Source organism: uncultured Xylophilus sp. (genome assembly GCA_913776965.1).
GTDB lineage: Bacteria > Pseudomonadota > Gammaproteobacteria > Burkholderiales > Burkholderiaceae_C > Xylophilus.
In genome coordinates this window covers 13,505-40,173 of record CAJYQL010000040.1, presented here as the reverse complement: position 1 = coordinate 40,173, position 26,669 = coordinate 13,505, and the positions used below count along the sequence as shown (strand labels likewise).

The window sequence follows — 26,669 nt, the reverse complement described above, 5'->3', positions numbered from 1 at the left end:
CGACACGGCGACGACAGCTGGACCGTCGGCGGCGTGACGCTGCAGAGCCGCTTCCTGCTCGGCACCGCCGGCTACCCCTCGCCGCGGGTGCTGGCCGATGCGGTCGCCGCGGCCCGGCCGGCGGCGACCGCATCGGCCAGCACCCGCGGCGAGGGGTAGCCGGCGGTGCCGAGCAGGAAGCGGCTCTGCAGCGTCACGCCGCCGACGGTCCAGCTGTCGTCGCCGTGTCGGATTGGGTCTGTCGGGTTCAAGGGGCCCATCGGTCAGCCTCCGGTGATCGGGCGGAACAGCGTCACCGCGTCGCCCGGTTGCAGGATGCGCGCAGCGCGCGCGGCGCGCGGCACGAAATCGCCGTCGATCGCGGTCGCGACCGCCTCGGCGGGCTGGCCGAGTGCGGCCAGCAGGTCGGCCAGGGTGCTGCCGGCGGGCACGGCATGCGGCCGGCCGTCGAGCACGATGGCAGTGGGGGTGTCGGTATCAGGCATGGAGGTCTTCTTCGAGTGGAGGCAAGGCCAGGCCGGCCGCGGCGAGCGCGTCCTCGATCAGCGCCGGCGCCAGCAGCCAGCCGTGGCGGAACAGGCCGTTGATGCGGACCAGGCCCGGCGCGATGTCGGTGTGCGGCCGGTGGTCGGGCAGCGCCGGCCGCAGGTGCCGGTCGAGCCGTTCGATGCGGGCCTCGGCCAGTGCCGGCACCACGCTGTGGGCGGCGGCCATCAGCTCGACGGCGCTGCGCAGCGAGACGGGCGAGCGGTCCTCACTCTCGATCTCGCTCGCGCCCACCAGCACCCGGTCGGCGCCGCGCGGCACGACGTACACCCGGTGGCGCGGATGCAGCAGCCGCAGCGGCCGGGTCAGGCCGTGCGCGGGGGCGTGCAGCCAGACCGTCTCGCCGCGCACGCCGCGCAGCGACGCCGTCCAGTCCGCCGCACCGTCGCGCGCGCCAAGGCCGCGCACGTCGAACACCGTGTCGAACGCTGCAGCCGTGCCGTCGGCGCCGTGGATGCGGCCCGGCGCGACGGCCGCGACCGGCCGGCCCCAGTGCCATGCCACCGCGTCGCCCGCGCCGGCCTGCAGCCCGTCGAGGGCGGCGCCCGGCAGGACCTGCGCCTCGTCCGGCAACAGCCAGGCCTGCGCCGGGCCGAGCACCGCCGGCTCCAGCGTCGCGAGCGCCGCGGCATCCAGCGGCCGGGCCGCATGGTCCGGCGTGCGCGCCAGCCTGGCCAGCACCCGCTGCGCCGCGCCGCCATCGCCGCGGTGCGCGAGCAGCAGGCTGCCGCGCTGCACGAAACAGCCGGCCGCGAACACACCGTCGCACTCCGCAGTGCGCGGCAGGCGCGCGGCGATCGCCCGCCACAGTGCGATCGAGCGCCAGCCGAGCGCGGCGATCTCCGGCTCGGCATGCTCCATCTCCGCCAGCGGGCTCAGCATGCCGGCAGCGCTGAAGGCGGCCGCGCCGCGGCCGTCGAAGGCCGGCTGCGGCCCGGGCGCGGCATCGAACACCGCCACCCGGTGGCCCGCCCGCGCCAGCCGCCAGGCCAGCAGGCGGCCGAGCAGGCCGGCCCCGGCGATGCCGATCGAGGCCCCGGCCATCAGGCGTCCGGGGCGGCGGCAGGCGTGGGCGTGGAAGCACCCGCCGGCACGATCGGCAGATAGAACGCGCCGCCCGCCGCCTTGAACTCCGCCGACTTGCCCGCCATGCCCTGCGCGATCGCCTCGTCCTCGGCCAGGCCATTCTCGGCGGCGAAGGCCCGCACTTCCTGCGTGATCTTCATCGAGCAAAACTTCGGGCCGCACATCGAGCAGAAATGCGCCTCCTTGCTCGAATCCTTCGGCAGCGTCTCGTCGTGGAAGTCGCGCGCGGTGTCGGGGTCGAGGCCGAGGTTGAACTGGTCCTGCCAGCGGAATTCGAAGCGGGCCTTGCTGAGCGCATCGTCGCGCGCACGGGCGCCGGGGAAGCCCTTGGCCACGTCGGCCGCATGCGCGGCGATCTTGTACGCGACGATCCCCTGCTTCACGTCGTCGCGGTCAGGCAGGCCCAGGTGTTCCTTGGGCGTCACGTAGCAGAGCATCGCGGTGCCCATCCAGCCGATCATCGCGGCGCCCACGGCGCTCGCGATGTGGTCGTAGCCGGGCGCGATGTCGATCGTCAGCGGGCCAAGCGTGTAGAACGGCGCCTCGTGGCAGTGCTTCAGCTGCTCGTCCATGTTGGACTGGATCAGGTGCATCGGCACATGGCCTGGGCCTTCGATCATGGTCTGCACGTCGTGCTTCCAGGCCACCTGCGTCAGCTCGCCAAGGGTACGCAGCTCGGCGAACTGGGCCTCGTCGTTGGCGTCGGCGCCCGAGCCCGGCCGCAGCCCGTCGCCGAGCGAGAAGCTCACGTCGTACTGCTTCATGATGTCGCAGATGTCCTCGAAGCGTTCGTAGAGGAAGCTCTCCTTGTGGTGGGCGATGCACCACTTCGCCATGATCGAGCCGCCCCGCGAGACGATGCCGGTCATGCGGTCGGCGGTCAGGTGGATGAAGGGCAGCCGCAGGCCGGCGTGGATGGTGAAGTAATCCACGCCCTGCTCCGCCTGCTCGATCAGCGTGTCGCGGAAGATGTCCCAGGTCAGGTCCTCGGCCACGCCGCCGACCTTCTCCAGCGCCTGGTAGATCGGCACCGTGCCGATCGGCACCGGGCTGTTGCGCACGATCCAGTCGCGGGTGGTGTGGATGTTTCGGCCGGTGGAGAGATCCATCACGTTGTCCGCGCCCCAGCGGATCGCCCAGACCAGCTTTTCCACTTCTTCCTCGATGCTGGAGGTAACCGCCGAGTTGCCGATGTTGGCGTTGATCTTGACCCGGAAGTTGCGGCCGATCGCCATCGGCTCGACCTCGGGATGGTTGATGTTGGCCGGGATGATCGCGCGGCCCCGGGCCACTTCGTCGCGCACGAATTCGGGGGTGATGACGCGCGGGATCTGCGCGCCCATCGGGTTGCCGCGCACCCGCCGGGCCCGCTCTTCGTGCGCCAGGTAGTCGGCCATCCACTCCCGCCGGCCGTTTTCGCGCAGGGCCACGTATTCCATCTCGGGCGTGACGATGCCGCGGCGGGCGTAGTGCATCTGGGTGACGTTGGCGCCGCTTTTTGCGCGGCGCGGCGTGCGCTGCAGGCCGGCGGCCTCGGCACGCAGCCGGTCGATGCGGGCCTGGTCGCGGTCCTCGTGCTTGCCGCCGTCGTCGAGGATGTGGCGCAGCCGGCCGTCGTAGGCCTCGGTGTCGCCGCGCTCGGCGATCCAGAGGCCGCGCACGTCGGGCAGGCCGCGGCGCACGTCGATCGGTGCGGCCGGATCGGTGTAGGGGCCGGAGGTGTCGTAGAGCGAGACCACCTCGCCGTTGGTCAGCGCCACGTCGCGCACCGGCACCTGGATGTCGGCACGGCTGCCGGCGATGCGGCCCTTGGTGGAAGCGGGAAAGGGCTCGCGGGTCAGCGCGAGCAGGTGGGCGAGCTTGTCGTCGGGGGCGTTCATCGCGGGGCACTCCTTCGGTCGGTGGACGGGGGTGCTCCGCAATCGTTCGGGCCACCGCACGCACGGACGGCGAACGCCCGCGGGTGGTGGAGAACTGCAGCTCTTCTTACGCCGGTACTAGCCGGTTCAAGTTCGCGGGTTCGGCGATCGGTCTCGCCATCTCAGCATGCATTCATGCGCCCCGGAGCAACGACGATTCTAGGCGCAGGAAAGGCATCGGCGGTCGGACAGGCTGTGCGGCCGGTCCTACACCGATTGCCGACGAAGCCGACAGATGTGCCTCGTCGCAGGTCTAGGGTGAGGGATCCAACCTTTCGCAGGAGGTCGGGCCGGTCGGTGTATCGGCCTGTACCACCGGCGGCGAAAGGGCCCTCGGGACGGCACGACCGCCATCCTTTTCCACCCACCTTTTCAGGAGTTCCCTTCATGGCACGACACGATTACGACGACCAGCAACGCTACCGCTCGCAGCAGGGCTCCCAGCGCGGCAACCGCTACGAATCATCGGGCGGCCAGCAGCAGGCATTCCAGGACCAGCGGCGCTCGCAGCAGGGCGGCTGGGGCGATGACGACCGCGGCTCGTCCCAAGGTTATGGGCAGCGCGGCATGCAGGGCTACGAAGGCCAGGGCGGCTACGGTGCGCAGGACGACCAGCGCTACGGCCGCCAGACCCCGTACAGCCAGGCAGGCGGTCAGCAACGCTACGAATCGCAGGGCAGCCGCTACGGCGAATACGCCGGCGGCCAGGACCGGCAAGACCGCTACGGCAGTGGCCACTACGGCGACGAGCCGGGCAGCAGCTACGGCCGCTTCGGCAGCCAATATGGCGGCGGATCGCAGCAGAACTATGGCGGCAACCGCGAAGCCTACGGCGGCAGCGGCTATGGCGACTACGGGCAGGATGCAGGCCACCGCGGCGGCTACGGCTCGCAGGGCTTCCAGAACCGCCCCGGCCAGTACGACCGTCCGAGCGGCTACGGCAGCGGCCAACGCGAGCAGGGCTACGGCGGCTACGGTTCCAGCGAGGGCTACGGCTACCAGAGCGGCGGCCGCGGCAGCCGGGCCCGTCACCACGATGCCGATTACGACCAGTGGCGCACCGAGCAGATGGAACAGCTCGACCGCGACTACGATGACTTCCGCCGCGAGCGCTACGGCAAGTTCTCGGACGAATTCAGCAGCTGGCGCAGCAGCCGCGCCGGTGCATCGTCCGGTGACGGCAGCCAGCAGAGCGGCAGCATGGGCCAGAGCGGCAATGCTGCGGGCAGCACTGGCCGCACGGGCGCCCATGCCACTGCCGGCGGCACCGGCACGCAAGGCAGTTCCGTGGCGTCCGGCAGCGGCAGCGGCCGTGGCGGCAGCGAGAAGCAGGCCAGCTGACGGGCCGGCGGCGCGCATTGCGCGCTGACCCGTACCGGTACCGAGCGGCCCCTCCATCTGCGAAGGGCCATCCGGGCCGTACTGCTCCACTTTCGATAGCACTCGGCGCCCGCCCCACGGGCGCCAAGTGCGTTTTTCATCCCGAAACCGGCGATTCCGCGCGGAGCAATCCCGGCAGGGCGGCCATATCGTGGAACAGCACCTGCACCCCCAGCGCCTGCATTTCCTGCGCGGCGCTGTGGCCGGGCCCGCCCGGGCAGTAGCCGAACACCGTGGCACCCGCAGCCAGCCCGGCGGTCGCGCCGGTCACCGTGTCTTCGACCACTGCGCAGCGGTGCGGATCGGCCCCGAGCGCCGCGGCGGCCGCGAGGTACACGTCGGGTGCGGGCTTGCTGCGTGGCATCTCGTGGCCGCTGAAGATGCGGCCGTCGAAACAGTCGTGGAGGCCGACCTTCTGCAGCTGCATTTCCACTTTCAGCCGGTCCGCACCGGAGGCGCAGGCGATGCGCCCGCCGAATGCCGCATGGATCGCGCGTACCGCCTCCGGCGCGCCGGGGATCGCGACCAGCCGGCGCTCCAGCTCGACGTTGCGCCGCGCCCAGAAGCCCTGCAGCCACTCGGCCGTGACCGGCGAGCCGGTGCGCTCGGCGATCAGCGCCGCTTCGTCCTTCACCGCCTTGCCGACGAAGATGCGCATGCATTCGTCCGCGGTCAACGTCCACCCGCGTTCTTCCAGCATGTCGCGCAGCACGCCGTTGGTGATCGGCTCGGAATCGACCAGCACGCCGTCGCAGTCGAACAGCACGGCTTGGAAGGGAGACGGCGACAGGGTCGGGAGGGAAGAATGCGGCATCGGTGCAGAGGAAAAAAGACGGGTGTCCCCGCGGTACGGCGAAGGGCCATTCTCGCCGGCGGGCCCGCCCTAGAATCCGCCTTTCGGTTCCAGATCCCCCCCACACGCCGGCCGGCGCCGCTGCCGGTCTCCCCGTACGGACGATGCAGCTTCTCGCCCTCGACGAATTCAGCCGCCGGATCGTGACCGGCGAACCCTGCCCCTGGTCGGTGCTCAACATCGCGGGTGAACTGCTGCTCGCCCAGGGCCTGGTGATCCGGTCCGACGAGATGGCCGAGGCGCTGCAGGAGCGCGGCGCCTTCGTCGTCGTGGACGACGGCGACGCGGTCCCGGTGGTCCGGCCCGACCCGGCCGCGCCGGCCCCGCCGGCCTTCCGCTTCGACATCCGCAAGACCCTGCTGGAAGAAGACACTCTCACCGGCCGCTGGGTGACGCTGGAAGCGCGCATCGGCGGCGTGCTGCGCGGCGCGCAGGACCGCAGTTTTCCGTCCCGGCTGCACGAGACGATGATGCGCGTCGCGGCCACCGCGCAGAAGCATTCCGACGAACTGGTCTACCTGATCCTGCGCCACGACCACCGGCGCATGCAGAACTACGGCGTGGCCCATGCGCTGCACTGCGCCGCGCTGTGCGCCCTGCTGGCGCGGCGGCTGCGCTGGAACGGGCCGCGCTCGATCAGCCTGCTCGGCGCGGCGCTGACGATGAACCTGTCGATCCTCGATCTGCAGGGCCAGCTCGCCACGCTCGGCGGCCGGCCGACGGCCGCGCAGCACCGCATGATCCAGGACCATCCGCTGCAGAGCGCCGACATGCTGCGCAGCGTGGGCATCTCCGACATCGAATGGCTGCAGACGGTGGAGCAGCACCACGAGGCGCCGGGCGGCGCCGGCTATCCGCGCCGGCTGGAGGCGCCGGCCGAGATGGCGCAGCTGCTGCGGCTGGTCGACATCTTCACCGCCAAGCACAGCCCGCGCACCGGCCGCGGCCCGCTGCCGGCGCACCAGGCCGCGCGCGACCTGTTCCTGCACAGCCAGAACGATCCATTCGCCCACCTGCTGATCAAGGAACTGGGCATCTATCCGCCGGGCTGCTACGTGCGGCTCGCGAACGAGGAGATCGCGGTCGTCACCCACGTCGGCCGCACCGCACGCACGCCGCGGGTGGCGGTGGTGCTCAACCGCGACGGCGACACGCTGCTGGAGCCGGTGCCGCGCGACACGGCCGAGACGGCCTATGCGATCCAGCGCACGGTGCCCGACAGCGCGGTGAAGGTGTCGATCCCGCCCGAGCGCATCTACGCGCGCCGGCTGCCGCAGGCCTGACGGCCGCGGCGCGGGCACCGGCGGCGGATCAGCGAACGTCGCCGTCGAGGTAGTACCAGCGCCCGTCCTCGCGCACGAAGCGGCTGCGCTCGTGCAGCCGGTACGCGCGGCCGCCGGCATCGCGCTGGCGGGCGACGAACTCGACCTCGGCACGGTCGGCGTCCTGCACCGCAGGGCGGCGCACCTCCAGCCCGAGCCAGCGGGTGCCCGGGTCGAAGCCGATCGACGGCGGCCGCTGCGACGGATGCCAGGTGGCGCGCAGGTAGTCCGCATCCTCGCGCACGAAGGCCGTGTAGCGGGAGCGCATCAGGGATTCGGCATCGGGCGCGGGCGTGCCGGCGAAGTCGCCCAGATAGCGGCCGCAGCAGGCCGTGTAGGCCACCGGCCGGCCGCGCGCATCGGTGCGGCCGCAGGGGCAGGCAAGGTCGGAAGGCATGCGGCATTCTCGCCGCGCGGGGTCAGGCGGCTGCTGTCGCGGCGGTCGATCCGGTCGCGGCCGGCGGCAGCCCCAGCAGCCGCACCGCGTTGTCCTTCAGGATGCCCGGCATCACCTCCGGCTTGAAGCCGGCCTCCTGGAAGTCCTTCATCCAGCGCTCGGGCGTGATCAGCGGATAGTCGCTGCCGAACAGCACCCGGTCCTTCAGCAGCGTGTTGGCGTACTGCACCAGCTGCTTCGGAAAGTACTTGGGGCTCCAGCCCGACAGGTCGATCCAGACATTGGGCTTGTGCGTGGCGACCGACAGCGCCTCGTCCTGCCACGGGAAGCTCGGATGCGCCATGACGATCTGCATGTCCGGGAAGTCGATCGCCACGTCGTCCAGGTGCATCGGGTTGCTGTATTCCAGCCGCAACCCGCCGCCGCAGCGCATGCCCGAGCCGATGCCGCTGTGGCCGGTATGGAAGATCGCCGGCAGCTTGTGCGCGTTGATCACTTCGTAGATCGGCCAGGCCATGCGGTCGTACGGGTGGTAGCCCTGCACCGTCGGATGGAACTTGAAGCCCTTCACCCCGTGCTCCTTGATCAGCCGCTCGGCTTCGCGCGCGCCCATCTTCCCCTTGTGCGGATCGATGCTGCCGAAGCAGGTCATCATGTCGGCGTTCTTCTGCGCGGCCTCGGCGATCTCCTCGTTCGGGATGCGGCGCCGGCCCAGCTGCGACTCGCTGTCGACCGTGAACATCACCAGCCCGACGTTGATTGTTCGGTAGTAGTCGACCGTCTCCTGGATGGTCGGGCGGCGGCCGTTCTTGAAGTACTTGTCGGCCGCGCGGTCGTACTCCTCGCCGTAGTTGTCGAACGGGTTCCAGCAGCTCACCTCGGCGTGGGTGTGGATGTCGATCGCGATCAGTTTTGCGTGGTCCATGGGGCAGTCTCCTCGGGCGCCGGCAGGTGCCGCCAGCTAGGGAAAGTACGGGGTCCGCGACCCCCTTCGACGGCTTGAAACCGTTATTTTTTATAACAATAATTCGCCCATTTGGCAAACCACACGACCATGGACTTGACCCCTTCTCCCGCCCTCGTGCAACTCGAACTGCGCGGCCCGGTCGCGGTCGTGCGGCTCGCCCGCCCGGCCAAGCGCAATGCCCTGTCCGACGCGGTGGTGGCGCAGCTGCGCGACATCTTCCAGACGCTGCCCGCCACGGTGCGCGCGGCGGTGATCGACGGCGACGGCCCGCATTTCTGCGCCGGACTCGACCTGTCGGAACTGCAGGAGCGCGATGCCGGCGCCGGCCTGCACCACTCGCGCTCCTGGCATGCCGCGCTGGCGGCGATCGAGCAGGGCCCGGTGCCGGTGATCGCCGCGCTGCACGGCGCGGTGGTGGGCGGCGGGCTGGAGCTGGCGAGCGCCTGCCACATCCGGGTGGCCGACGCGAGCACCTTCTACGCGCTGCCCGAAGGCTCGCGCGGCATCTTCGTCGGCGGCGGCGGCTCGGTGCGCATCCCGAAGCTGATCGGTGCCGCCCGCATGACCGACATGATGCTGACCGGCCGCGTCTACAACGCCGAGGACGGCGAGCGCGCCGGCTTCGCGCAGTACCTGGTGGCCGAGGGCACCGCGTTCGCCAAGGCGATGGAACTGGCCGAGCGCGTCGCGCAGAACGCGCCGCTCACCAACTACGCGCTGATGCACGCGCTGCCGCGCATCGCCGAGCAGCCGGCCGACCACGGCTTCTTCACCGAGGCCCTGATGTCCGCCATCGCCCAGAGCGCGCCGGAAGCGAAGGAGCGGGTGCGCGCCTTCCTGGAAGGCAAGGCCGCGAAAGTCGCCAAATGACGCCCGCCGCCGCCCTCGCGGCAACGCCCCGCTACCGCCCGCTGGCCTTCGGCATCACCCGTGCGCGGCTCACCGACGGCGCGCCCGGGGTGCGCTACCTGGAGGCCGACGTGCCGCTCGGCGCGCATGCCGAGCGCATGACCGACCGGCTGGTGCACTGGGCCGCCGCAGCGCCCGACCGCACACTGTTCGCGCGCCGCCGCCGCAATCCCGACGGCAGCACCGGCGACTGGCAGCACGTGACCTATGCCGAGGCGCTGCAGGCAGCCCGCCGCATCGGCCAGGCGCTGCTGGACCGCGGGCTGTCGGCCGAGCGACCGTTGGCGATCCTGTGCGAGAACGGGCTGGAGCATGCGCTGCTCGGCCTCGGCTGCCTCTACGCCGGCGTGCCGTACTGCCCGGTGTCGCCCGCCTATGCGACGGTCAGCCAGGACTACGACAAGCTGCGCCACGTGCTGGACACGCTGACGCCCGGCCTGGTCTTCGCGCCCGATGCGCAGCGCTACGGCCGCGCGATCGCGGCGACCGTCGGCGACCACGTGGAAGTGGTGCTCGGCACCGGCGAGATCCCCGGCCGCGCCACCACCCTCTGGTCCGCCCTGCTCGCGACCGCGCCGACGCCCGCCGTCGATGCCGCGATGCAGGCGACGCATGCCGGCACCATCACCAAGTTCCTGTTCACCTCCGGCTCGACCAAGCTGCCGAAGGCGGTGGTCAACACCCACGGCATGTGGTGCGCCAACCAGCAGCAGCTGCGCCAGTCGATTCCCGCGCTGGCCGACACGCCGCCGGTGCTGGTGGACTGGCTGCCCTGGAACCACACCTTCGGCGGCAACCACAACGTCGGCATCGTGCTCGACAACGGCGGCACGCTCTACATCGACGACGGCCGGCCGACGCCCGCCGGCATGGCCGAGACGCTGCGCAACCTGCGCGAGATCGCGCCCACCGTGTACTTCAACGTGCCGACCGGCTTCGAGGCGATCGCGCAGGCGATGGAGACCGATGCGGCGCTGCGCGACACGCTGCTGTCGCGGGTGCAGCTGTTCTTCTACAGCGGCGCGGCGCTGGCGCAGCCGATCTGGGACAGCCTGCACCGCACGCAGGAGGCCCACGCCGGCGAACGCATCGTGATGGGCGCGGGCCTGGGCATGACCGAGTCGTCGCCCTTCGCGCTCTACATCACCGGGCCGCAGGTCGCATCGGGCGATGTCGGCCTGCCGGCGGCCGGCATGCGGCTCAAGCTGGTGGACATCGACGGCAAGACCGAGGTGCGCTACCGCGGCCCCAACATCACGCCCGGCTACTGGCGCAACCCCGACGCGACACGCGAGGCGTTCGACGAGGAAGGGTACTTCTCCACCGGCGACGCGGTCCGCTGGATCGACCCGGGCGACCCCCACCGTGGTCTGCGCTTCGACGGCCGCATCGCGGAGGACTTCAAGCTCGCCACCGGCACTTTCGTCAGCGTCGGCCCGCTGCGCGCGAAGATCGTCGCGGCCGGCGCGCCCTACCTGCAGGACGCGGTGCTGACCGGCCTCAATCTGAAGGAGGTCGGCGCGCTGCTGTTCCCGACGCCCGCGCTGCGCCGGCTGGCCGGCCTGCCGCCGGATGCGCCGATGCAGCAGGCGATCGACAGCGCCCCGGTGCGCGCCTGGCTGCAGCGGCTGCTCGACACCCTGGCGGCCGACGCCACCGGCAGCGCCAACCGCATCGCCCGCGCGCTGCTGCTGGCCGAGCCGCCGTCGATCGACCGTGGCGAAGTGACCGACAAGGGCTCGATCAACCAGCGCGCCGTGCTGAAGCACCGCGCCGCGCTCGCCGAGGCGCTGCACGACGGCAGCGCGCCCGGCACCACGCTGCCGACGCCGCGCTGACCCGCCTTCGAAAGGACCCGACATGCAACTGCACGCCCAACCCGCGCTCGTCACCGGCGGCGCCTCCGGCCTCGGCGAGGCCACCGCCCGCGAACTCGCCCGGCTCGGCGCGAAGGTCGCGGTGCTCGATGTGAACCTGGACCGCGCACGGGCCGTCGCGGCCGAGATCGGCGGCATCGCCGCGCACTGCGACATCACCGACGCCGCGAGCGTCGAGGCCGCCATGGCCGCCGCCGCGGAGGCCCACGGACCGGCGCGCATCCTGATGAACGTCGCCGGCATCGGCAGCGCCAAGCGGGTGGTGCAGAAGGACGGCAGCGCCGCGCCGCAGGACGCCTTCGAGCGGGTGATCCGGGTCAACCTGCTCGGCACCTACAACATGAGCCGGCTGTTCGCCGCGGCCTGCGCGACGCTCGATCCGCTCGACGGCGGCGAGCGCGGCGTGATGCTGTTCACCGCCTCGGTCGCGGCGTTCGACGGCCAGGTCGGCCAGCAGGCCTACAGCGCGTCGAAGGGCGGCATCGTCGCGATGACGCTGCCGATGGCGCGCGACCTGGCGCAGCACGGCATCCGCGTCTGCACCATCGCGCCCGGCCTGTTCGCCACGCCGCTAATGCAGGAGCTGCCCGAAGCGGTGCAGACGTCCCTCGCGCAGTCGATCCCGTTCCCGCCGCGGCTCGGCCGGCCGGAGGAATTCGCGCAGCTCGCGGCCCACGTGGTGACCAACGGCCACCTGAACGGCGAGGTGATCCGGCTCGACGGCGCACTGCGCATGGCGCCGCGCTGACCACGTCGCATCGCGTGCCCTCGATCACTATCGATTTCATAGCTGACTGCGCAGGCAGGCCGAGCGCAGGACCCGTTTTTTCTTCCCAACGACAGGAGACGACACCATGCCCGCATCCCCCACCCGGCGCCAGGCCCTGCAGGCCGCCGCCTTCGCTGCGCTCGGCCCCGCCGCGCTGCTGCGCGTCCAGGCCCAGGGGCCGGCGCTGCCGCTCGACCAGGTCCGCATCCTCTACGGCTTTCCGGCCGGCAGCTCGGGCGACACGGTGGCGCGGCGCGTCGGCGAGCGTTTCGCCGGCAGCCCGTACACCCGCAACGCCGGCGTGGTCGAGAACAAGCCCGGCGCCGGCGGCCGCATCGCGCTGGAGACGCTGAAGGCGGCGCCCGCCGACGGATCGGTGCTGGCGCTGGCACCGGTCTCGGCGCTCGCCAACTATCCGCACATCTACAGCAAGCTCGCCTACCGGCAGGAGGACTTCGCGCCGGTCTCGATCGGCGCGGTGATGCACCACGGCCTGGCGATCGGCCCGGCGGTGCCGCCGGAGGTGAAGACGCTGAAGGACTTCGTCGCCTGGGCCAAGGCGAACCCGAAGGACGCCAGCTACGGCTCGCCGGGCGCCGGCACCACGCCGCACTTCCTGGGCGCGCTGCTCGGCATCGAGACCGGCACCGACCTGAAGCACGTGCCGTATCGCGGCTCGATCCCCGGCGTGACCGACACCGTCGGCGGCCAGATCGCCGCGATGGTCACGCCCAGCGGCGACTATTTGCCGCACCTGAAGACCGGCAAGATCCGCGTGCTCGCCACCTCCGGCCGCCAGCGTTCGCCCTACCTGCCCGACGTGCCGACGTTCGCCGAGCAGGGCTTCCCCAGCCTGACCGCCGAGGAATGGTTCGGCTTCTACGCACCGGCCCGCACGCCCGCCGCAACGGTCGCCGCCGCCAACGCCGCCATCGTGCAGGCCCTGCGCGAGAAGACGGTGATCGACAGCCTGGCGCTCGCCGGCCTGATCCCGCAGGGCTCGACGCCGGCCGAGATGGCCGCGTCGCAGAAGGCCGAGTACGACCGCTGGGGGCCGCTGATTAAGAAGATCGGCTTCACGGCGGAGTCCTAGCCCACGCCCTTGGCGCCTGCGGCGCCCCCTCAAGGGGAAAGCCGACTTCCCCCAAGCCCCTGCGGCGCCTCTCCCTCCAGGGGCGATGCCGGTGGACCGGCGCTGCCGGAACCACGGCATCCCCTGCAACCGATCGATGGCCTTGCGCCAGAACCACCAGAAGAGGAGACCCCCATGTCCCGTCCCACGCCTGTCCTTCGCCGGCCCGCGCCGGCACCCGTGATCGCTGCCGCGCTGGCGGTGGCCGCCCTCTCCGCCTGCGGCGGCGGCGGCAGCGGCGCATCCCCCACGCCGCAGCTGGCCGCGGCCGCGCCGGCCACGTTGCAGCGCTGCTCCGACCTCGTCGGCGGCACCGCTCTCGCCAACACGACGCTGACCGCCGCCACGCTGGTGCCGGCCGGCACGCTCTCCATCGCCGGCAAGCCGGTGGGCGAGCACTGCCAGGTGACGGGCAGGATGTTCCAGCGCACCAGCCCGGTCGACGGCCAGACCTACGCGATCGGCTTCGAGATGCGGCTGCCGCGCGACTGGAACGGCCGCTTCTTCCACCAGGTCAACGGCGGCACCGACGGCGTGGTCGGCACCGCCTCGGGCGGCATCGGCGGCGGCGGGCCGCTCTCCAACGGGCTGCAGCAGGGCTTCGCGGTGATCAGCTCCGACGCCGGCCACACCACTGCGCAAAACCCGCTGTTCGGCCTCGATCCGCAGGCCCGGCTCGACTACGGCTACCAGGCGGTCGGCAAGCTCACGCCGATGGCCAAGGCGCTGATCGCCGCCGCCTACGGCAAGGGCCCGGACCGCTCCTACCTGGTCGGCTGCTCCAACGGCGGCCGGCACGCGATGGTCGGCGCCGCGCGATACGCCGACCAGTACGACGGCATCCTCGCCGGCAACCCCGGCTTCAACCTGCCGAAGGCGGCGGTCGCCCAGCTCTACGGCGCGCAGCAGTTCAACACCGTCGCCACCGACCCGAACGACCTGGCGAGCGCCTTCACGCCGGCCGAGCGCGCGCTGGTCGCATCGAAGGTTCTGGAGAAATGCGATGCGCTCGACGGCGCGGCCGACGGCCTGGTGCAGGACGTACAGGCCTGCAAGACCGCGTTCTCGCTCGACCGCGACGTGCCGAGCTGCAGCGGCGCCAGCCGCACCGGCGCCTGCCTGAGCACCGCGCAGAAGACCGCGCTGGGCAACATCTTCCGCGGCGCGCGCAACAGCGCCGGCACGCCGATCTACGCCTCGTTCCCGTGGGATGCCGGCATCACCAGCAGCAACTGGGCGGGCTGGAAGTTCAGCTCCTCGATCGGCGCCGCGCGCGACCCGGTGGCGGTCGGCTTCATCTTCCAGGTGCCGCCGGCCCCCACTTCGATCCTGGCCGACACCAAGGCGTTCGCGCTCGGCTTCAGCATGGACACCGACGCGCCGAAGATTGCCGCGACCAATGCGCTCTACACCGAGTCGTCGCTGCAGTTCATGACGCCGCCGAACCCCGGCGACCTCACCACGCTGCGCAACCGCGGCGCGAAGATGATGGTCTACCACGGGGTCAGCGACGGCGTGTTCTCGCCGGACGACACCGTCGCCTGGTACGACACGCTGCGCGCCAACCGCGGCGGCAGCGCCGCCGACTTCGCGCGGCTCTACCTGGTGCCCGGCATGAACCACTGCAGCGGCGGCCCGGCCACCGACCAGTTCGACATGGTCACCGCCCTGGTGGACTGGGTCGAGAAGGGCCGCGCGCCCGACCAGGTGATCGCCAGCGCCCGCGGCACAGGCAACCCCGGCGGCGTGAACACCGAGCTGCCGGCCAACTGGTCGGCCGGCCGCACCCGGCCGCTCTGCCCCTATCCCCAAGTGGCCCGCTACCGGGGCACCGGCGACCCGGAGAGCGCGGCGAGCTTCGCCTGCCAGTGAGCCCCCGGCGGCCGATGCGCGGGTGCGAACCCTATCATCGGCCGCATGCCTTCCTCCCCTTCCCCCGCACGGTCGCGGGCCCCCCGCCGCGCGGCGCCGCCCGCCGCCGAACCGGTCGCGGTCGACACGGTCGACACCAGCGCCCTCGAGCGCCTGGCCGGCTACAACATCCGCCGCGCCTCGCTCGCGATCATGGCCCTGTTCGCCGAGCGCATGACCGCCTTCGACCTGAAGGTCGCGAGCTTCTCGGTCCTCACGCTGATCGCCCACAACCCGGGCATCACCTCACGCCAGCTGTGCGCGGTGCTGGCGATCCAGCCGCCCAACCTGGTCGCGATCGTCGCCGCGCTCGACGCCCGCGGCGCGCTGCTGCGCCAGCCCCACCCGACCGACGGTCGCGCCGTCGGGCTGCACCTGACCCCCGCCGGCGCCGAGCTGGCCGCCACCGCCGGCGCCGCGGCCGAAGCACTGGAGGCCGAGGCGACGGACCGGCTCACCGCCGCCGAACGGCGTACGCTGCAGCGGCTGCTGCAGAAGATCTACGGCTAGACCGGTCCTGCCCCTGACCCGCGCTGGTTACCCCAGCGCCCGCTGGATCAGCAGCCGCTGGATGTCCGACGTGCCTTCGTAGATCTGGCAGACCCGTACGTCGCGGTAGATGCGCTCCACCGGGAAGTCGTTGACATACCCGTAGCCGCCGAGCGTCTGGATCGCAGCGCTGCAGACCTGCTCGGCGATCTCGCTGGCGAACAGCTTGGCCATCGCGGCCTGCTTCAGGCAGGGCTGTCCGGCGTCGCGCAGCGCTGCGGCGTGCCAGACCAGCTGGCGCGCGGCCTCGATCTTCGTGGCGCAGTCGGCCAGGCGGAAGCCCACCGCCTGCTGGTCCAGGATCGGGCCGCCGAAGGCCTGCCGGTCCTTCGCATACTGCAGCGCCACCTCGAACGCGCTGCGTGCCATGCCGACGCTCTGCGCCGCGATGCCGATGCGGCCGCCTTCCAGTGCGCCGAGTGCGATCTTGTATCCCTCGCCCTCCGCGCCGATGCGGTTCTCGGCCGGGATGCGGCAGCCGTCGAAGCGGATCAGCGCGGTGTCGCTGCTGTGCTGGCCGAGCTTGTCCTCGAGCCGCGCGACCTCGTAGCCGGGCGTGTCGGTCGGCACCAGGAAGGCGCTCATGCCGCGCTTGCCGGCGGCCTTGTCGGTCACGGCGATGACGATCGCGACCTGCCCGTTCTGTCCGCTGGTGATGAACTGCTTGCTGCCGTCGATCACGTAGGCATCGCCGTCCCGGCGCGCGGTGGTGCGCAGCGACGACGCGTCGCTGCCCGCCTGCGGCTCGGTCAGGCAGAAGGCGCCGAGCATCCGGCCCTGGGCCAGCGGCTCCAGCCAGTCGCGCTGCTGCTGCGGGCTGCCGTAGCGCAGCAGGATCGCATTGACCGGGCAGTTGGTCACGCTGATCGCGGTGCTGGTGCCGCCGTCGCCGGCGGCGATTTCCTCCAGCACCAGCGCCAGGCTGAGGTAGTCCATGCCGGCGCCGCCCTGCTCTTCCGGCACGCAGATGCCGTAGGCGCCGAGCGCCGCCAGGCCCTGGTGCGCCTCGCGTGGGAAGGTGTGGTCGCGGTCCCACTGCGCGGCGTGGGGCCAGAGTTCGCGTTGGGAAAATTCGCGCACCGCATCGCGGATGGCTTCGTGGTCGGGGGTCAGCAGCATGGTGTGTCTCGTGTCGTTGTCGTTGGGTCAGAAAGGCATGCCGGACGAATGCCGGGCGCTACCAGGACGGAAAGCGCGTCCCGTCGTGCAGCAGGAACGCACCCCGGTCGTCCGGGCCCAGCCCCGCCAGCGTGGCGCGCATGCCGGCGACGCTCTCGTCCACCGTGAGCGGTGCCGCCGCGCCGCCCATGTCGGTCTGCACCCAGCCGGGCGAAAGCGCCACCAGCGTGGCGCGCGGATAGTCGTGCTGCGCGCTGGCGACCGCCATGTTCAGCGCGGCCTTGCTGGCGCGGTAGGTCCAGGGTTCGCTCGCGGCCACGCCGTCGATCCGGCCCATGGTGCTGCTGATGAAGGCGAAGGTGCCGCCGGCCGCCTCCACCAGCGGCGCGACCTGCGGGATCGCCTGCATCGCGCCGAGCACGTTGGTGTGGAACACCCGGTCGAAATCCTCCCGCGTCGGCGGCGACAGCGCATTGCCGCGCACGATCACGCCGGCCACGTACAGCGCCAGGTCGATCGCTTCGCCGTCGAGCTGCCAGGCCAGGCCGCTCACGCTGGCGGGCTGGGCCACGTCCAGCCGCAGCACCTGGTGCACGCCGGCAGCGCGCAGCCGCGCCAGCCCGGCGTCGTCGCGGGCGGTGGCGATCACCCGGTCGCCGGCGGCCACATAGTGCTCCACGAAGGCGAAGCCGAGGCCGCGCGACGCACCCATCACCAGCACGGTGGCCATGGCATTCCTTTGCGATTCATGAAGAAAATACGGCTCTAGCGCCCACCCTGCTTGCGCGAGCAGCTATCGAAACCGTAGCAATCACACCAGCTCGACCGCCATCGCCGTGCCTTCGCCGCCGCCGATACACAGCGTCGCCAAGCCCCGCTTCTTGCCGCGGGCCTGCAGGGCGTGCAGCAGCGTGACCAGGATGCGGGCGCCGCTCGCGCCGATCGGGTGGCCCAGCGCGCAGGCGCCGCCGTGCACGTTGACGATGTCGTGCGACACGCCCAGCTCGTGCATCAGCGCCATCGGCACCACGGCGAATGCCTCGTTCACCTCCCACAGGTCCACGTCCTCGACCGACCAGCCGGCCTTCTCCAGCGCCTTCTGCGTGGCGCCGACCGGCGCGGTGGTGAACCACTCGGGCGCCTGCGCGTGGGTGGCGTGCGAGACGATGCGGGCGATCGGCGTCGCGCCCAGCCGCGCGGCGGTGGAGGCGCGCATCAGCACCAGCGCCGCGGCGCCGTCGTTGATCGACGAGCTGGACGCGGCGGTGATCGTGCCGTTCTCCTTGCGGAAGGCCGGTTTCAGCTGCGGGATCTTGTCGAGCTTGATCTTGCCCGGGCCCTCGTCGGTGGCGATCGTCGTCTCGCCGGCGCGGGTCTTGACCGTCACCGGCGCGATCTCGGCGGCGAAGGCGCCCGAGGTGCTCGCCTGCTGCGCGCGGCGCACGCTCTCCATCGCGAAGGCATCCTGCGCCTCGCGGGTGAAGCCGAACTTGTCGGCGCACAGTTCGCCGAAAGTGCCCATCGCGCGGCCGGGTTCGTAGGCGTCTTCCAGGCCGTCGAGCATCATGTGGTCGAACACCTGGCCGTGACCGATGCGGATGCCGGCGCGGCCCTTGGGCAGCAGGTGGGGCGCGTTGGTCATGCTCTCCATGCCGCCGGCGACCATCACGTCGAAGCTGCCGGCGGCCAGCAGGTCGTGCGCCAGCATCGCGGCCTTCATGCCGGAGCCGCACATCTTGCTCAGCGTGACGGCGCCGGTGCCCTGCGGCAGGCCGCCCTTGAAGGCCGCCTGGCGCGCCGGCGCCTGGCCCTGGCCGGCCATCAGGCAGTTGCCGAACAGCACCTCGCCGACGGCGGCGGGGTCGATGCCCGCGCGCTGCACCGCCGCGGCGATGGCGACACCGCCCAGGTCGTGCGCGGCGAGCGACGCGAAGTCGCCCTGGAAGCCGCCCATCGGCGTGCGGGCGGCGCCGACGATGACGATCGGGTCGGCGGCGGCTGCGTTCGGTGCGGCGGTACGGGTTGCATCGGTAGTCATGGAATCAGGTCTCCTGTGGATGGAACGAAAGCGCGGGCTGCGGGCGGAATCGCCGCTCCTGCCCGTACGGGAACACGTCGTGCACGTCGCCGGCGCGGATGCGCGCCTGGTGCTGCTGCCAGAAGGCCACGTCGAGCAGGTCGGCGTGGTGCGCCATGAAGGCTTCGCGCACCGCCGGATGGCCGAGCAGGAAGGGGCCGAAGGTCTCGGGGAATACGTCGCGCGGGCCGACCGAATACCAGATGTCGCCGCTCATCTCCTCTTCCTCGGTGCGCGGCGCGGGCACGCGGCGGAAATGGCAGTCGGTCAGGTATTCGATCTCGTCGTAGTCGTAGAACACCACCTTGCCGTGGCGGGTGATGCCGAAGTTCTTCCACAGCATGTCGCCGGGGAAGATGTTGGCCGCGACCATGTCCTTGATCGCGTTGCCGTACTCGATCACCGCGCGCTCCAGCCGGCCGCGCGCGTCGGCATCGTCCAGGCCGGTGTCGAACTGCTCCTGCAGGTACAGGTTGAGCGGGATCATCCGCCGCTCGATGTAGACATGCTTCAGGATCAGCTCGACCTGCCCGTCGCCGTCGCGGTCGGAGATCTCCAGCTGGCTCGGCACGTGCTGGCGCAGCTCGGCGATCAGTGCGTCGTCGAAACGCTCGCGCGGGAAGGCGACCTCGCTGTATTCCAGCGTCTCGGCCATGCGGCCCACCCGGTCGTGCTGCTTGACCAGCAGGTACTTGGCCTTCACCTCCTCGCGGGTGGTGTCCTTCGGCGCCGGGAAGCGGTCCTTGATCACCTTGAACACGTACGGGAAGGACGGCAGGTCGAACACCAGCATCACCATGCCCTTGATGCCGGGCGCGATGCGGAAGCGGTCGCTGCTGTGGCGCAGGTGGTGCAGGAACTCGCGGAAAAAGAGTGTCTTGCCCTGCTTGGCCAGGCCCAGCGCGTTGTAGATCTCGGCGCGCGGCTTGCGCGGCATCAGGCCGCGCAGGAACTGGACGGTAGCCGACGGCACGTCAGTATCGACCATGAAATACGCCCGCGCGAACGAGAACAGCATCTGCAGCTCGTCCTCGCCGAACAGCACGGTGTCAATGCATAGCGGCCCGGCGCGGTCGTCGCGCGCATGCAGGATCGGCAGCGCGAACGGCAGCTCGGTGTAGCCGTTGACCATCTTGCCGACCACGTAGGCACCCTTGTTCCGGTAGAACAGGCCGGACAGCACCTGCAGCTGGAAGTTCGACCGCAGCGGCGCCGCGCCGATGCGCGCCTGCAGCGCCGCATGCACCAGGCCGGCATCGCGCTCCAGGTCCTCGAAGGGCGTGGCGAGCTGGAAGTTGTCGATCACCCGCACCAGCGTCGCCTGCAGCGTCGCGCGGGTCGGGTAGTAGGCGCGGTAGGTCGGCCGCGCGCCCGGCGCATCGTCCTCAATGTATTCGGTGCTGACCGCCGGCCGCACGAAGATGAAGTCGTTCTGGAAATGCGTGCGGTGCAGGATCTTGGTTGTGACCGAATTGAAGAAGGTCTCGGCCAGTTCCGGCTGGCGGTGGCCGACCAGCAGGCCGATGTAGTGCAGCTTGGCCTGCTGCCACACCTCCATCGGCTGACGGCCGGCCTGCAGTTTCTGTTCCAGCCGCGCCACGGTTTCCTGCACCCGCTGGTCGTAGAAGGCGATGCGCTCGCGCTGCGCCTTCTGCTGGCCGTGCCAGTCGGCCGCCTCGAAGCGCGCCTTCGCGCCGGCCGAGGCGGCGCGGAACAGCCGGTAGTGCCGGTCGAAGCCGTCGATCATCGCCCCCGCGATCGCGTAGGCGAGGGGCGAGTCGAGGCGGGCCGGAAACATGCCGTGCCCCTAGCCGCGGCGCTTGGTAGCGATGCGCTCCAGCGCCGACAGGTAGATGCCGTCGAGCGAATCGCTGCCCGAGACCGTCATGCCCAGATCCTGCAGCAGCCCGTCGTGCACGCCGAAGGCCCAGCCGTGCACCGTGACCTTCTGGCCGGCGGCCCAGGCGTCGAGCATCACCGTGCTGACGCAGACGTTGATCACCTGCTCGATCACGTTCAGGTCGCAGAGCGTGTCGGCACGGTGTTCGGGCGTCATCGCGTCGATCAGCGTGCGGTGGCGGTCGCGGGTGCTCTGGATGTGGCGCAGCCACTGGTCGGCCATGCCGATACGTGCGCCTTCCAGCGCGGCCTGCACGCCCGAGCACCCGTAGTGGCCGACCACCATGATGTGCTCGACCTTCAGCCGCTCCACCGCGAACTGGATTGCCGACAGCGCGTTCAGGTCGGAATGCACCACGATGTTGGCGACGTTGCGGTGCACGAACACCTCGCCCGGCTCCAGCCCGGTGATCTGGTTGGCCGGCACCCGGCTGTCGGAGCAGCCGATCCACATGTACTTGGGCGTCTGCTGCTTGACCAGCCCGGAGAAGAAGGTGGGGCGCTCGCGCATCATCTGGTCCGCCCACTGGCGGTTGTGGGCGAACAGCGTGTCGACGGAGGAAGGGTTCGAGGGTGTCGTAGTCATGGGCGGCGATGTTATGCGGCCGGCGGGTCCGCACGGCGGCGGCGGCGGCGCAGTGCGGCGGCCGGGGTCGGTGCCGAAGCGACAGCGGTCGATGCGGCGGCGGTGGCGCGCGATACGGTGTCCTTTTTGCCGGCCATGCGCGCCAGCAGCGCACGGGTGTCCTTTTCCTGCGCCTTCACCTCGTCGATGTTGGCCTGCAGTTCGGCCATCCGGGCCTCCAGCTGCGCGCGGTGGGCGCCCAGCACCGCCTGGAAGCGGCGCAGCTGGGCGGCGGTGTCGCGCGGGCTGTCGTACATGTCGAGCAGCTCGCGCGCCTCGACCAGCGACAGGCCGAGCCGCTTGGCCCGCAGCGTCAGCCGCAGGCGGGTGCGGTCCCGGGCGGTATAGACGCGCACCCGGCCGCCGGCGCCCTCGCGGCTCGGCTGCAGCAGGCCCATGTCCTCGTAGAAGCGGATCGCCCGCGTCGTGAGGTCGAATTCCTGCGCCAGGTCGCCGATCGAATAGGTGGCGGCGGCGGGGGTATCGGCAGCGGCGGGAGCGGGGGCGGTGGTGGTGGGCATGGGGCCGGCGCGGTGGGCGGGCACGCGCCGCGCGGCCCGTCCCTACAATGACCGGATTACACCGTGGCTTGACGTTAACGTCAACGTCAACCGATCCACGGACCGATCCCGCCGGCGCAGGCCGGCACCACCGGGCGCGCCGCCATGAATGCACTCGAACAGCAGCTCCACTACCCCCTCGGCGACACGCTGCCGGCCGCCGGCACCGCGCTGGAGGTCGCGCCCGGCCTGCGCTGGGTGCGCATGGGCCTGCCCTTCGCGCTCGACCACGTCAACCTCTGGCTGGTGCGCGACCGCTTCGAGGGCCGTGAGGGCTGGACCGTGGTCGATACCTGCATCGACGCGCCGCATGCCCGCGACCAGTGGCAGTCGGTGTTCGACACCGCCCTGGACGGCCTGCCGGTCGTGCGGGTGCTGGTCACCCACATGCACCCCGACCACATCGGCCTGGCGCACTGGCTGTGCGCCCGCTGGGACGCCCCGCTGTGGATCAGCGCCACCGACTACTACGCCGCCCGCCTCGGTTCGCACGGCCCCGGCATGGGCGGCGAGGAAGCCGCCCGCTTCTTCGGCTCGCACGGGCTGGCCGAGGGCGAGGCGCTGGCCAAGATCCGCGGCCGCATCGGCTACTACAAGAGCATGGTGCCCGACGTGCCGCGCAGCTTCCGCCGGCTTATGGACGGCGACACCATCGCCCTCGGCGGCCAGGCGTGGCGCTGCATCTCCGGCTACGGCCATGCGCCCGAGCACATCGCGCTCTACTGCGCGGCCACCAACATCCTGCTCGGCGGCGACATGATGCTGCCGCGCATCTCCACCAACGTCAGCGTGTTCGACGCCGAGCCCGAGGCCGATGCGCTGTCGCTCTTCCTGCGCTCGATCGAGCGCTTCCGCGACCTGCCCGACGACGTGCTCGCCCTGCCCGCCCACGGCAAGCCGTTCCGCGGCGTGCACACCCGCATCGACCAGCTGCAGGACCACCACCGCGAACGGCTGGCCGACCTGCTGGCGGCCTGCACGCGTGCCCCGCAGAGCGCGGCTGACGTGCTGCCGCTGCTGTTCCACCGCGCGCTCGACGTGCACCAGATGACCTTCGCGATGGGCGAGGCGGTGGCCCACCTGCATGCGCTGTGGCACAGCGGGCAGGTGGTGCGGGAGCGGGGTGGGGACGGGGTGTGGCGGTTCCGCGCGGCAGCGGCCTGACACATTGCCGATCGCGCACCGCCCGGCGGCTCAGGGACCAGCGCGCGGTGCGGTCCAGGCGACCGTGCTGCCCTGTTCTGCGTCGAGTTCCAGGATCGGCGAATGCACCCGGGCGCCGTCCGGGTAGGTGCGGATCACCCGCACCTCCATCTTGCCGTCCAGCCGCAGCGTGGAATCAAGCCCAAAGGCCGCCTCTCCTTTGGGCGGCACGAACGAACGGATAAACGCGCGCAGGTCGAGGCAGGTGGCGCCCTCGTCCGGCGACTGCACGTTCCAGCGGAAGATCCGGCCGCGCGGCGTGCGCTCCAGTGCCAGCGTCACGTCCAGCGCCCGGCCGCGCCCTTGCGCCAGGCGCTTGGCGAAGTCGTCCAGCAGCGCCCCGTACTCCGCGCCCAGCGGCCGCATGCAGCCGCAGCTTTCGTCGTAGGTCTGCACAGCCGGGCCTTGCTGCGGGCTCACCGTCTGCAGTTCCTCCAGGTCGTGCACCAAGCGGGTGGGTGCGTGGTGCCGCAGCGCGGCGGCGGCCTGCGCCATCTGGTCGGGGTAGCGGATGCTGCAGCTCTGCTGCGTCAGCATTGCCGCGCCGGCCGGTGCGGTCGCCAGAAAACCGTTCTGCGCCTTCACCACGGCCTGCGAGGCGAAGATCGACTCGGTCGCGGCGTGGCTTGCGACCGCCAGCGGCAGGGCCACCGCGAGCAGCGCCGGTGCCTGCCAGCGGCCCAGCGCCGGCAGCTGCCAGGCCAGCAGCATCGCCAGCCCCCAGCCGACAAACAGCAGGAACCGGCCGGCCACCCACTCGAAATGCGCCTGCTGCAGCATCACCCCCACCAGCGGGAAGGCCAGCACCGCCGCGCACACCAGCACGAACAGCGGCGTAAGCCGCCGGCCGCGGCGCATGCCCCAGGCCACCAGCACGAGCGCCGCCAGCAGCGCCACGAGGCCCAGCGCTCCGGTGCCGAAGGCCAGCTGCCAGAAGGCGCTCAGCGCATTGCCGGATTGCTCCAGCAGCAGCGACAGGTTGCGCGATTCGTTGGCCGGCGTGCGCACGTAGCCGCCCACGCCCCCCATCAGCCACAGCCGCCACGCCGCATAGCCCGCCGCCACTGCGAATGCCGGCAGCGCCACCCGCAGCCGGCGACGCCAGCCGCCTTCGGGCCAGAACAGCAGCACGCCGACCAGCGGCACGTACAGCTCCTTGCACAGGCAGGCCAGCGCGTAGAACAATGCGGCTACCAGTGCCGGCGCCCAGCGCCCCGACCGGACCGCAGCCGAGAACGCGTGCAGCGCCAGCACCGAAAACAGCAGCCCGTAGGCATAGTGCCCGGTCATCAGCAGCTGCCCCACCACGCCGGTGGCCGGCATCAGCAGGAACAGCGCCGCCCCTGCGAGCGCTGGCCCGGGCGGCAGCCAGCGGCGCAGCAGCGCCCAGGTCGCCACCGCCGTAGCCCACAGCACCACCAACAGGTGCAGGTAATGCCCCCGCGCCTCCAGCCCGAAAAACGGCAGCCCCAGGTCGTAGAAGAACGCGTTCCACGGCGTGATGTGGGCGTACGACTGCTCCAGCATCACCGCCGGCAGCGTGAAGTACTGCCAGGGTGCATAACGCGCGACGAAGTTCAGGTGCGCCGGATCGTCGTAGTGCCAGCCGCTGTCCAGCGCCCGGTAGTGCAGCGCTGCACACAGCAGCGCCAGCAGCAGCGCCGCCACCAGCGGATGGCCGCACCAGCGCTGCAGGCGGCCGGCGGCGGTCGAGGCAAAAGTGCGCATGCTCAATCGGGTGTCTTCCATGTCCAATATTTATTGGCCGCAAAGGACAGCACCGGCAGCAGCGCGAACGACAGCAGCACCCCCGCCAGGTAGTGCCAGTGCAGCGCCGCGCCGAGCGCGCTGGCCGCCATCGCGATCGCCAGCCCCGCCAGCGACACCGTCACGAACCGCAGGTAGCGCGACAGGCTCGCCGCCGAGCGGAAGGTCCAGCGGCTGTTGGCGAAGAACGAGAACACGTTGGCGCAGACGAACGCCAGCCCGTTGGCCAGCGCCGGGTGCAGCCGCGCCCATTCCACCAGCGAGGTCACCACCGCCAGGTGGATGCCGGTGTTCACCAGCCCGATCAGCGAGAAGCCGGCGAACTGACGGGTGGTTTCACTCCGCAGCATGGCGCGCCTCCTGCGGTGCGGCGACGGGCGCCGCGGCACCCTGCCCGTAGCGTTCCCGCACGATGTAGACCGGCCGCTGCTTCGCCTCGCTATAGATGCGGCCGATGTATTCCCCCAGCACCCCGATGCCCATCAGTTGTATGCCGCCCAGGAACAGCACCGCCGTCAGCAGCGACGCATAGCCCGGCACCTCCACCCCGAAGACCAGCGTCTTGGCGATGATCAAGATGCCGTACAGGAACGACAGCGCCGCCATGCCGAAGCCGGCATACGCCCAGACCGACAGCGGCACCGTGCTGAAGCTGGTCAGCCCGTCCAGCGCCAGGGCCCACAACCGCCGCAGGTTGAATGACGAAGTGCCGCTGGTGCGGGCCTCCACCGTGAACTCGACCACCGTCTGCCGGAAGCCGACCCAGGCGAACAGCCCCTTCATGAAGCGCCGCCGCTCGGGCAGCCGCTTGAGCGCCTCCACCACCCGCCGGTCCATCAGCCGGAAGTCGCCCACGTCGCGCGGAATGTGGCATTCCGACATCCAGTTGTGCACGCTGTAGAACCAGCCGGCCGCCTTGCGCTGTAGCGGATGGTCGGTCTCGCGGGAGGCGCGGCGGGCCAGCACCACGTCGCTGCCGGCGCGCCACTGCGCCACCAGCGCGCGGATCAGCTCGGGCGGATGCTGCAGGTCGGCATCCATCGGCACCACCGCGTCGCCGCGGGCCGCATCGATGCCGGCCGTCAGCGCCGATTCCTTGCCGAAGTTGCGCGAGAGTTCCAGCGCCACGATGCGCGGGTTGCGCCCGGCATGGCGGCGCAGCACCTCCAGCGTGTCGTCGCGGCTGCCGTCGTCGACGCAGACGATCTCGTAGTCCAGCCCCTGCAACGTGGCCAGCACCCCTTCCAGCCGCGCGAAAAAGGCGTCCAGCCCCCGGCCCTCGTTGAAGCAGGGCACGACGACGGACAGGCACTGCGACGGCAGCGCAGTGCCCTGTGGCACGAGGGGATCAGGCGACATGGTGACGCCGGCACCGCCAGGAAACGGGCGCCGGCAAAGCGTGGCAAACCCGGGAGCATAGCGATTGCGCAAGCGCGGTCCTACAGCCATGCCCGCAAAAGCAGCACATCGGGGGACCGGGGCGCCCTCCATTCTCAGGAGCGATGCCACCCCACCCCCACCGATTGCCCCATCCATGAGCTACGCCCTGCTCCGCTCGTTGGCGACGCAGTCCTTGCCCGCCACGGTCTCCAACCCCGAGGATATCGACCTGCTGCGCGCCTATGTGGCGGCACGCCTGGTGGAAGCCGACATTCCCAAGCCCGAGCTGCTGCCGCACGGCCAGCGGGCCCAGGCGCCCACCACCGTGAAGGCCATCACCGTGGCCGGCCGCAAGATCGCCGAGGCGCCCCAGGGACGGCGCCAGCGTCGCTGATCCGCGCACATTTCATCTTGTACGTGGC

General features: G+C 71.2%; 25 protein-coding genes, 1 pseudogene and 1 riboswitch. Of the genes and pseudogenes, 11 read left to right on the top strand and 15 right to left on the bottom strand.

What is annotated here, in order from left to right; genetic code table 11:
• Positions 1-33: 33 nt before the first annotated feature.
• Positions 34-114 (top strand): annotated as a pseudogene (locus QZ500_RS06325) (thiazole synthase); the annotation flags it as partial.
• Between the two features lie 149 nt (positions 115-263).
• Here QZ500_RS06325 and thiS read toward each other — a convergent pair.
• The 3 genes from thiS to thiC are packed head-to-tail and all read right to left on the bottom strand — an operon-like array spanning position 264 to position 3,512.
• Positions 264-485 carry a sulfur carrier protein ThiS gene (gene thiS, locus QZ500_RS06315; protein ID WP_295852387.1) on the bottom strand — a complete coding sequence of 74 codons (222 nt, stop codon included), beginning with the start codon at positions 483-485 and terminating at the stop codon, positions 264-266.
• Positions 478-1,590, bottom strand: coding sequence for an FAD-dependent oxidoreductase (locus QZ500_RS06310; RefSeq protein WP_295852384.1), 1,113 nt, complete (start codon positions 1,588-1,590; stop codon positions 478-480). The genes thiS and QZ500_RS06310 overlap by 8 nt, the downstream gene beginning before the upstream one ends.
• Complete coding sequence (gene thiC / locus QZ500_RS06305) at positions 1,590-3,512, bottom strand: phosphomethylpyrimidine synthase ThiC (protein WP_295852380.1); 1,923 nt, start codon at positions 3,510-3,512, stop codon at positions 1,590-1,592. The genes QZ500_RS06310 and thiC overlap by 1 nt, the downstream gene beginning before the upstream one ends.
• 86 nt (positions 3,513-3,598) lie before the next feature.
• A riboswitch (TPP riboswitch) is annotated at positions 3,599-3,706 on the bottom strand.
• 232 nt (positions 3,707-3,938) lie between these two features.
• Between thiC and QZ500_RS06300 the strand changes: the two genes are divergently transcribed.
• Entirely contained in the window at positions 3,939-4,892 is a 954-nt protein-coding gene (locus QZ500_RS06300) for a hypothetical protein (protein ID WP_295852379.1), read from the top strand.
• A gap of 136 nt (positions 4,893-5,028) precedes the next feature.
• Here QZ500_RS06300 and QZ500_RS06295 read toward each other — a convergent pair whose 3' ends face one another.
• Positions 5,029-5,721: an HAD family phosphatase gene (locus QZ500_RS06295; protein ID WP_295852390.1), complete on the bottom strand. Its 693-nt coding sequence runs from the start codon at positions 5,719-5,721 to the stop codon at positions 5,029-5,031.
• 167 nt (positions 5,722-5,888) lie between these two features.
• Here QZ500_RS06295 and QZ500_RS06290 point away from each other — a divergent pair, with 167 nt between their 5' ends.
• Positions 5,889-7,067, top strand: a complete 1,179-nt coding sequence (locus tag QZ500_RS06290) for an HD domain-containing phosphohydrolase (protein ID WP_295852376.1) — start codon at positions 5,889-5,891, stop codon at positions 7,065-7,067.
• A 28-nt stretch (positions 7,068-7,095) separates the two neighbouring features.
• Here the strand turns inward: QZ500_RS06290 and QZ500_RS06285 are convergent, their stop codons facing one another.
• The gene (locus tag QZ500_RS06285) at positions 7,096-7,503 is read right to left on the bottom strand and encodes a YchJ family metal-binding protein (RefSeq protein ID WP_295852373.1); all 408 of its coding nucleotides are present in this window, start codon (positions 7,501-7,503) and stop codon (positions 7,096-7,098) included.
• A 22-nt stretch (positions 7,504-7,525) separates the two neighbouring features.
• Positions 7,526-8,428 (bottom strand): amidohydrolase family protein, encoded by a 903-nt coding sequence (locus QZ500_RS06280; protein ID WP_295852369.1) that lies wholly within the window; start codon positions 8,426-8,428, stop codon positions 7,526-7,528.
• Between the two features lie 129 nt (positions 8,429-8,557).
• Here QZ500_RS06280 and QZ500_RS06275 point away from each other — a divergent pair, with 129 nt between their 5' ends.
• The 6 genes from QZ500_RS06275 to QZ500_RS06250 all read left to right on the top strand — a co-directional run bounded on the left by QZ500_RS06275 (position 8,558) and on the right by QZ500_RS06250 (position 15,578).
• On the top strand, positions 8,558-9,340 hold the full coding sequence (locus QZ500_RS06275) for a crotonase/enoyl-CoA hydratase family protein (protein WP_295852366.1): 783 nt from the start codon (positions 8,558-8,560) through the stop codon (positions 9,338-9,340).
• Complete coding sequence (locus tag QZ500_RS06270; protein WP_295852364.1) at positions 9,337-11,217, top strand: feruloyl-CoA synthase; 1,881 nt, start codon at positions 9,337-9,339, stop codon at positions 11,215-11,217. The genes QZ500_RS06275 and QZ500_RS06270 overlap by 4 nt, the downstream gene beginning before the upstream one ends.
• Before the next feature lie 22 nt (positions 11,218-11,239).
• Positions 11,240-12,004 (top strand): SDR family NAD(P)-dependent oxidoreductase, encoded by a 765-nt coding sequence (locus QZ500_RS06265; RefSeq protein ID WP_295852361.1) that lies wholly within the window; start codon positions 11,240-11,242, stop codon positions 12,002-12,004.
• Positions 12,005-12,110: 106 nt separating this feature from the next.
• Positions 12,111-13,118 carry a tripartite tricarboxylate transporter substrate-binding protein gene (locus QZ500_RS06260; protein WP_295852358.1) on the top strand — a complete coding sequence of 336 codons (1,008 nt, stop codon included), beginning with the start codon at positions 12,111-12,113 and terminating at the stop codon, positions 13,116-13,118.
• 174 nt (positions 13,119-13,292) lie between these two features.
• Positions 13,293-15,029, top strand: coding sequence for a tannase/feruloyl esterase family alpha/beta hydrolase (locus QZ500_RS06255; RefSeq protein WP_295852355.1), 1,737 nt, complete (start codon positions 13,293-13,295; stop codon positions 15,027-15,029).
• A gap of 45 nt (positions 15,030-15,074) precedes the next feature.
• Complete coding sequence (locus tag QZ500_RS06250) at positions 15,075-15,578, top strand: MarR family winged helix-turn-helix transcriptional regulator (RefSeq protein ID WP_295852353.1); 504 nt, start codon at positions 15,075-15,077, stop codon at positions 15,576-15,578.
• Positions 15,579-15,605: 27 nt separating this feature from the next.
• On the opposite strand, the gene QZ500_RS06245 is transcribed toward QZ500_RS06250, so the two are convergent.
• The 6 genes from QZ500_RS06245 to QZ500_RS06220 form a co-directional block, all read right to left on the bottom strand.
• Complete coding sequence (locus QZ500_RS06245; RefSeq protein WP_295852351.1) at positions 15,606-16,736, bottom strand: acyl-CoA dehydrogenase family protein; 1,131 nt, start codon at positions 16,734-16,736, stop codon at positions 15,606-15,608.
• 58 nt (positions 16,737-16,794) lie between these two features.
• Positions 16,795-17,466: an SDR family oxidoreductase gene (locus tag QZ500_RS06240; RefSeq protein WP_295852348.1), complete on the bottom strand. Its 672-nt coding sequence runs from the start codon at positions 17,464-17,466 to the stop codon at positions 16,795-16,797.
• 81 nt (positions 17,467-17,547) lie between these two features.
• Positions 17,548-18,774 (bottom strand): acetyl-CoA C-acyltransferase, encoded by a 1,227-nt coding sequence (locus QZ500_RS06235; protein ID WP_295852345.1) that lies wholly within the window; start codon positions 18,772-18,774, stop codon positions 17,548-17,550.
• 4 nt (positions 18,775-18,778) lie between these two features.
• Positions 18,779-20,611 carry a bifunctional isocitrate dehydrogenase kinase/phosphatase gene (gene aceK / locus QZ500_RS06230; protein ID WP_295852341.1) on the bottom strand — a complete coding sequence of 611 codons (1,833 nt, stop codon included), beginning with the start codon at positions 20,609-20,611 and terminating at the stop codon, positions 18,779-18,781.
• Positions 20,612-20,620: 9 nt separating this feature from the next.
• On the bottom strand, positions 20,621-21,298 hold the full coding sequence (can, locus tag QZ500_RS06225) for a carbonate dehydratase (protein WP_295852339.1): 678 nt from the start codon (positions 21,296-21,298) through the stop codon (positions 20,621-20,623).
• 11 nt (positions 21,299-21,309) lie between these two features.
• Positions 21,310-21,858, bottom strand: coding sequence for a MerR family DNA-binding transcriptional regulator (locus tag QZ500_RS06220; RefSeq protein WP_295852337.1), 549 nt, complete (start codon positions 21,856-21,858; stop codon positions 21,310-21,312).
• 144 nt (positions 21,859-22,002) lie between these two features.
• Here QZ500_RS06220 and QZ500_RS06215 point away from each other — a divergent pair, with 144 nt between their 5' ends.
• Positions 22,003-23,061 carry an MBL fold metallo-hydrolase gene (locus QZ500_RS06215; protein ID WP_295852336.1) on the top strand — a complete coding sequence of 353 codons (1,059 nt, stop codon included), beginning with the start codon at positions 22,003-22,005 and terminating at the stop codon, positions 23,059-23,061.
• Positions 23,062-23,091: 30 nt separating this feature from the next.
• Here the strand turns inward: QZ500_RS06215 and QZ500_RS06210 are convergent, their stop codons facing one another.
• The 3 genes from QZ500_RS06210 to QZ500_RS06200 are packed head-to-tail and all read right to left on the bottom strand — an operon-like array spanning position 23,092 to position 26,226.
• On the bottom strand, positions 23,092-24,828 hold the full coding sequence (locus tag QZ500_RS06210) for a glycosyltransferase family 39 protein (RefSeq protein WP_295852333.1): 1,737 nt from the start codon (positions 24,826-24,828) through the stop codon (positions 23,092-23,094).
• A gap of 2 nt (positions 24,829-24,830) precedes the next feature.
• Positions 24,831-25,217, bottom strand: coding sequence for a GtrA family protein (locus QZ500_RS06205; RefSeq protein WP_295852329.1), 387 nt, complete (start codon positions 25,215-25,217; stop codon positions 24,831-24,833).
• Positions 25,204-26,226: a glycosyltransferase family 2 protein gene (locus tag QZ500_RS06200; RefSeq protein WP_295852326.1), complete on the bottom strand. Its 1,023-nt coding sequence runs from the start codon at positions 26,224-26,226 to the stop codon at positions 25,204-25,206. The genes QZ500_RS06205 and QZ500_RS06200 overlap by 14 nt, the downstream gene beginning before the upstream one ends.
• Positions 26,227-26,401: 175 nt before the next feature.
• Between QZ500_RS06200 and QZ500_RS06195 the strand changes: the two genes are divergently transcribed.
• Positions 26,402-26,641, top strand: coding sequence for a hypothetical protein (locus QZ500_RS06195; RefSeq protein WP_295852324.1), 240 nt, complete (start codon positions 26,402-26,404; stop codon positions 26,639-26,641).
• The last annotated feature ends 28 nt before the right edge of the window (positions 26,642-26,669 follow it).

Coding starts and splice junctions, on each gene's coding strand:
- QZ500_RS06210 (WP_295852333.1), bottom strand. CDS start 24,828: ATGCGCACTTTTGCCTCGACCGCCGCCGGCCGCCTGCAGCGCTGGTGC.
- thiS (WP_295852387.1), bottom strand. CDS start 485: ATGCCTGATACCGACACCCCCACTGCCATCGTGCTCGACGGCCGGCCG.
- QZ500_RS06215 (WP_295852336.1), top strand. CDS start 22,003: ATGAATGCACTCGAACAGCAGCTCCACTACCCCCTCGGCGACACGCTG.
- QZ500_RS06220 (WP_295852337.1), bottom strand. CDS start 21,858: ATGCCCACCACCACCGCCCCCGCTCCCGCCGCTGCCGATACCCCCGCC.
- QZ500_RS06235 (WP_295852345.1), bottom strand. CDS start 18,774: ATGACTACCGATGCAACCCGTACCGCCGCACCGAACGCAGCCGCCGCC.
- QZ500_RS06255 (WP_295852355.1), top strand. CDS start 13,293: ATGTCCCGTCCCACGCCTGTCCTTCGCCGGCCCGCGCCGGCACCCGTG.
- QZ500_RS06300 (WP_295852379.1), top strand. CDS start 3,939: ATGGCACGACACGATTACGACGACCAGCAACGCTACCGCTCGCAGCAG.
- QZ500_RS06290 (WP_295852376.1), top strand. CDS start 5,889: ATGCAGCTTCTCGCCCTCGACGAATTCAGCCGCCGGATCGTGACCGGC.
- QZ500_RS06240 (WP_295852348.1), bottom strand. CDS start 17,466: ATGGCCACCGTGCTGGTGATGGGTGCGTCGCGCGGCCTCGGCTTCGCC.
- QZ500_RS06285 (WP_295852373.1), bottom strand. CDS start 7,503: ATGCCTTCCGACCTTGCCTGCCCCTGCGGCCGCACCGATGCGCGCGGC.
- QZ500_RS06270 (WP_295852364.1), top strand. CDS start 9,337: ATGACGCCCGCCGCCGCCCTCGCGGCAACGCCCCGCTACCGCCCGCTG.
- QZ500_RS06205 (WP_295852329.1), bottom strand. CDS start 25,217: ATGCTGCGGAGTGAAACCACCCGTCAGTTCGCCGGCTTCTCGCTGATC.
- QZ500_RS06260 (WP_295852358.1), top strand. CDS start 12,111: ATGCCCGCATCCCCCACCCGGCGCCAGGCCCTGCAGGCCGCCGCCTTC.
- QZ500_RS06250 (WP_295852353.1), top strand. CDS start 15,075: ATGCCTTCCTCCCCTTCCCCCGCACGGTCGCGGGCCCCCCGCCGCGCG.
- QZ500_RS06195 (WP_295852324.1), top strand. CDS start 26,402: ATGAGCTACGCCCTGCTCCGCTCGTTGGCGACGCAGTCCTTGCCCGCC.
- QZ500_RS06310 (WP_295852384.1), bottom strand. CDS start 1,590: ATGGCCGGGGCCTCGATCGGCATCGCCGGGGCCGGCCTGCTCGGCCGC.
- QZ500_RS06245 (WP_295852351.1), bottom strand. CDS start 16,736: ATGCTGCTGACCCCCGACCACGAAGCCATCCGCGATGCGGTGCGCGAA.
- QZ500_RS06265 (WP_295852361.1), top strand. CDS start 11,240: ATGCAACTGCACGCCCAACCCGCGCTCGTCACCGGCGGCGCCTCCGGC.
- QZ500_RS06275 (WP_295852366.1), top strand. CDS start 8,558: ATGGACTTGACCCCTTCTCCCGCCCTCGTGCAACTCGAACTGCGCGGC.
- QZ500_RS06200 (WP_295852326.1), bottom strand. CDS start 26,226: ATGTCGCCTGATCCCCTCGTGCCACAGGGCACTGCGCTGCCGTCGCAG.
- QZ500_RS06280 (WP_295852369.1), bottom strand. CDS start 8,428: ATGGACCACGCAAAACTGATCGCGATCGACATCCACACCCACGCCGAG.
- thiC (WP_295852380.1), bottom strand. CDS start 3,512: ATGAACGCCCCCGACGACAAGCTCGCCCACCTGCTCGCGCTGACCCGC.
- can (WP_295852339.1), bottom strand. CDS start 21,298: ATGACTACGACACCCTCGAACCCTTCCTCCGTCGACACGCTGTTCGCC.
- aceK (WP_295852341.1), bottom strand. CDS start 20,611: ATGTTTCCGGCCCGCCTCGACTCGCCCCTCGCCTACGCGATCGCGGGG.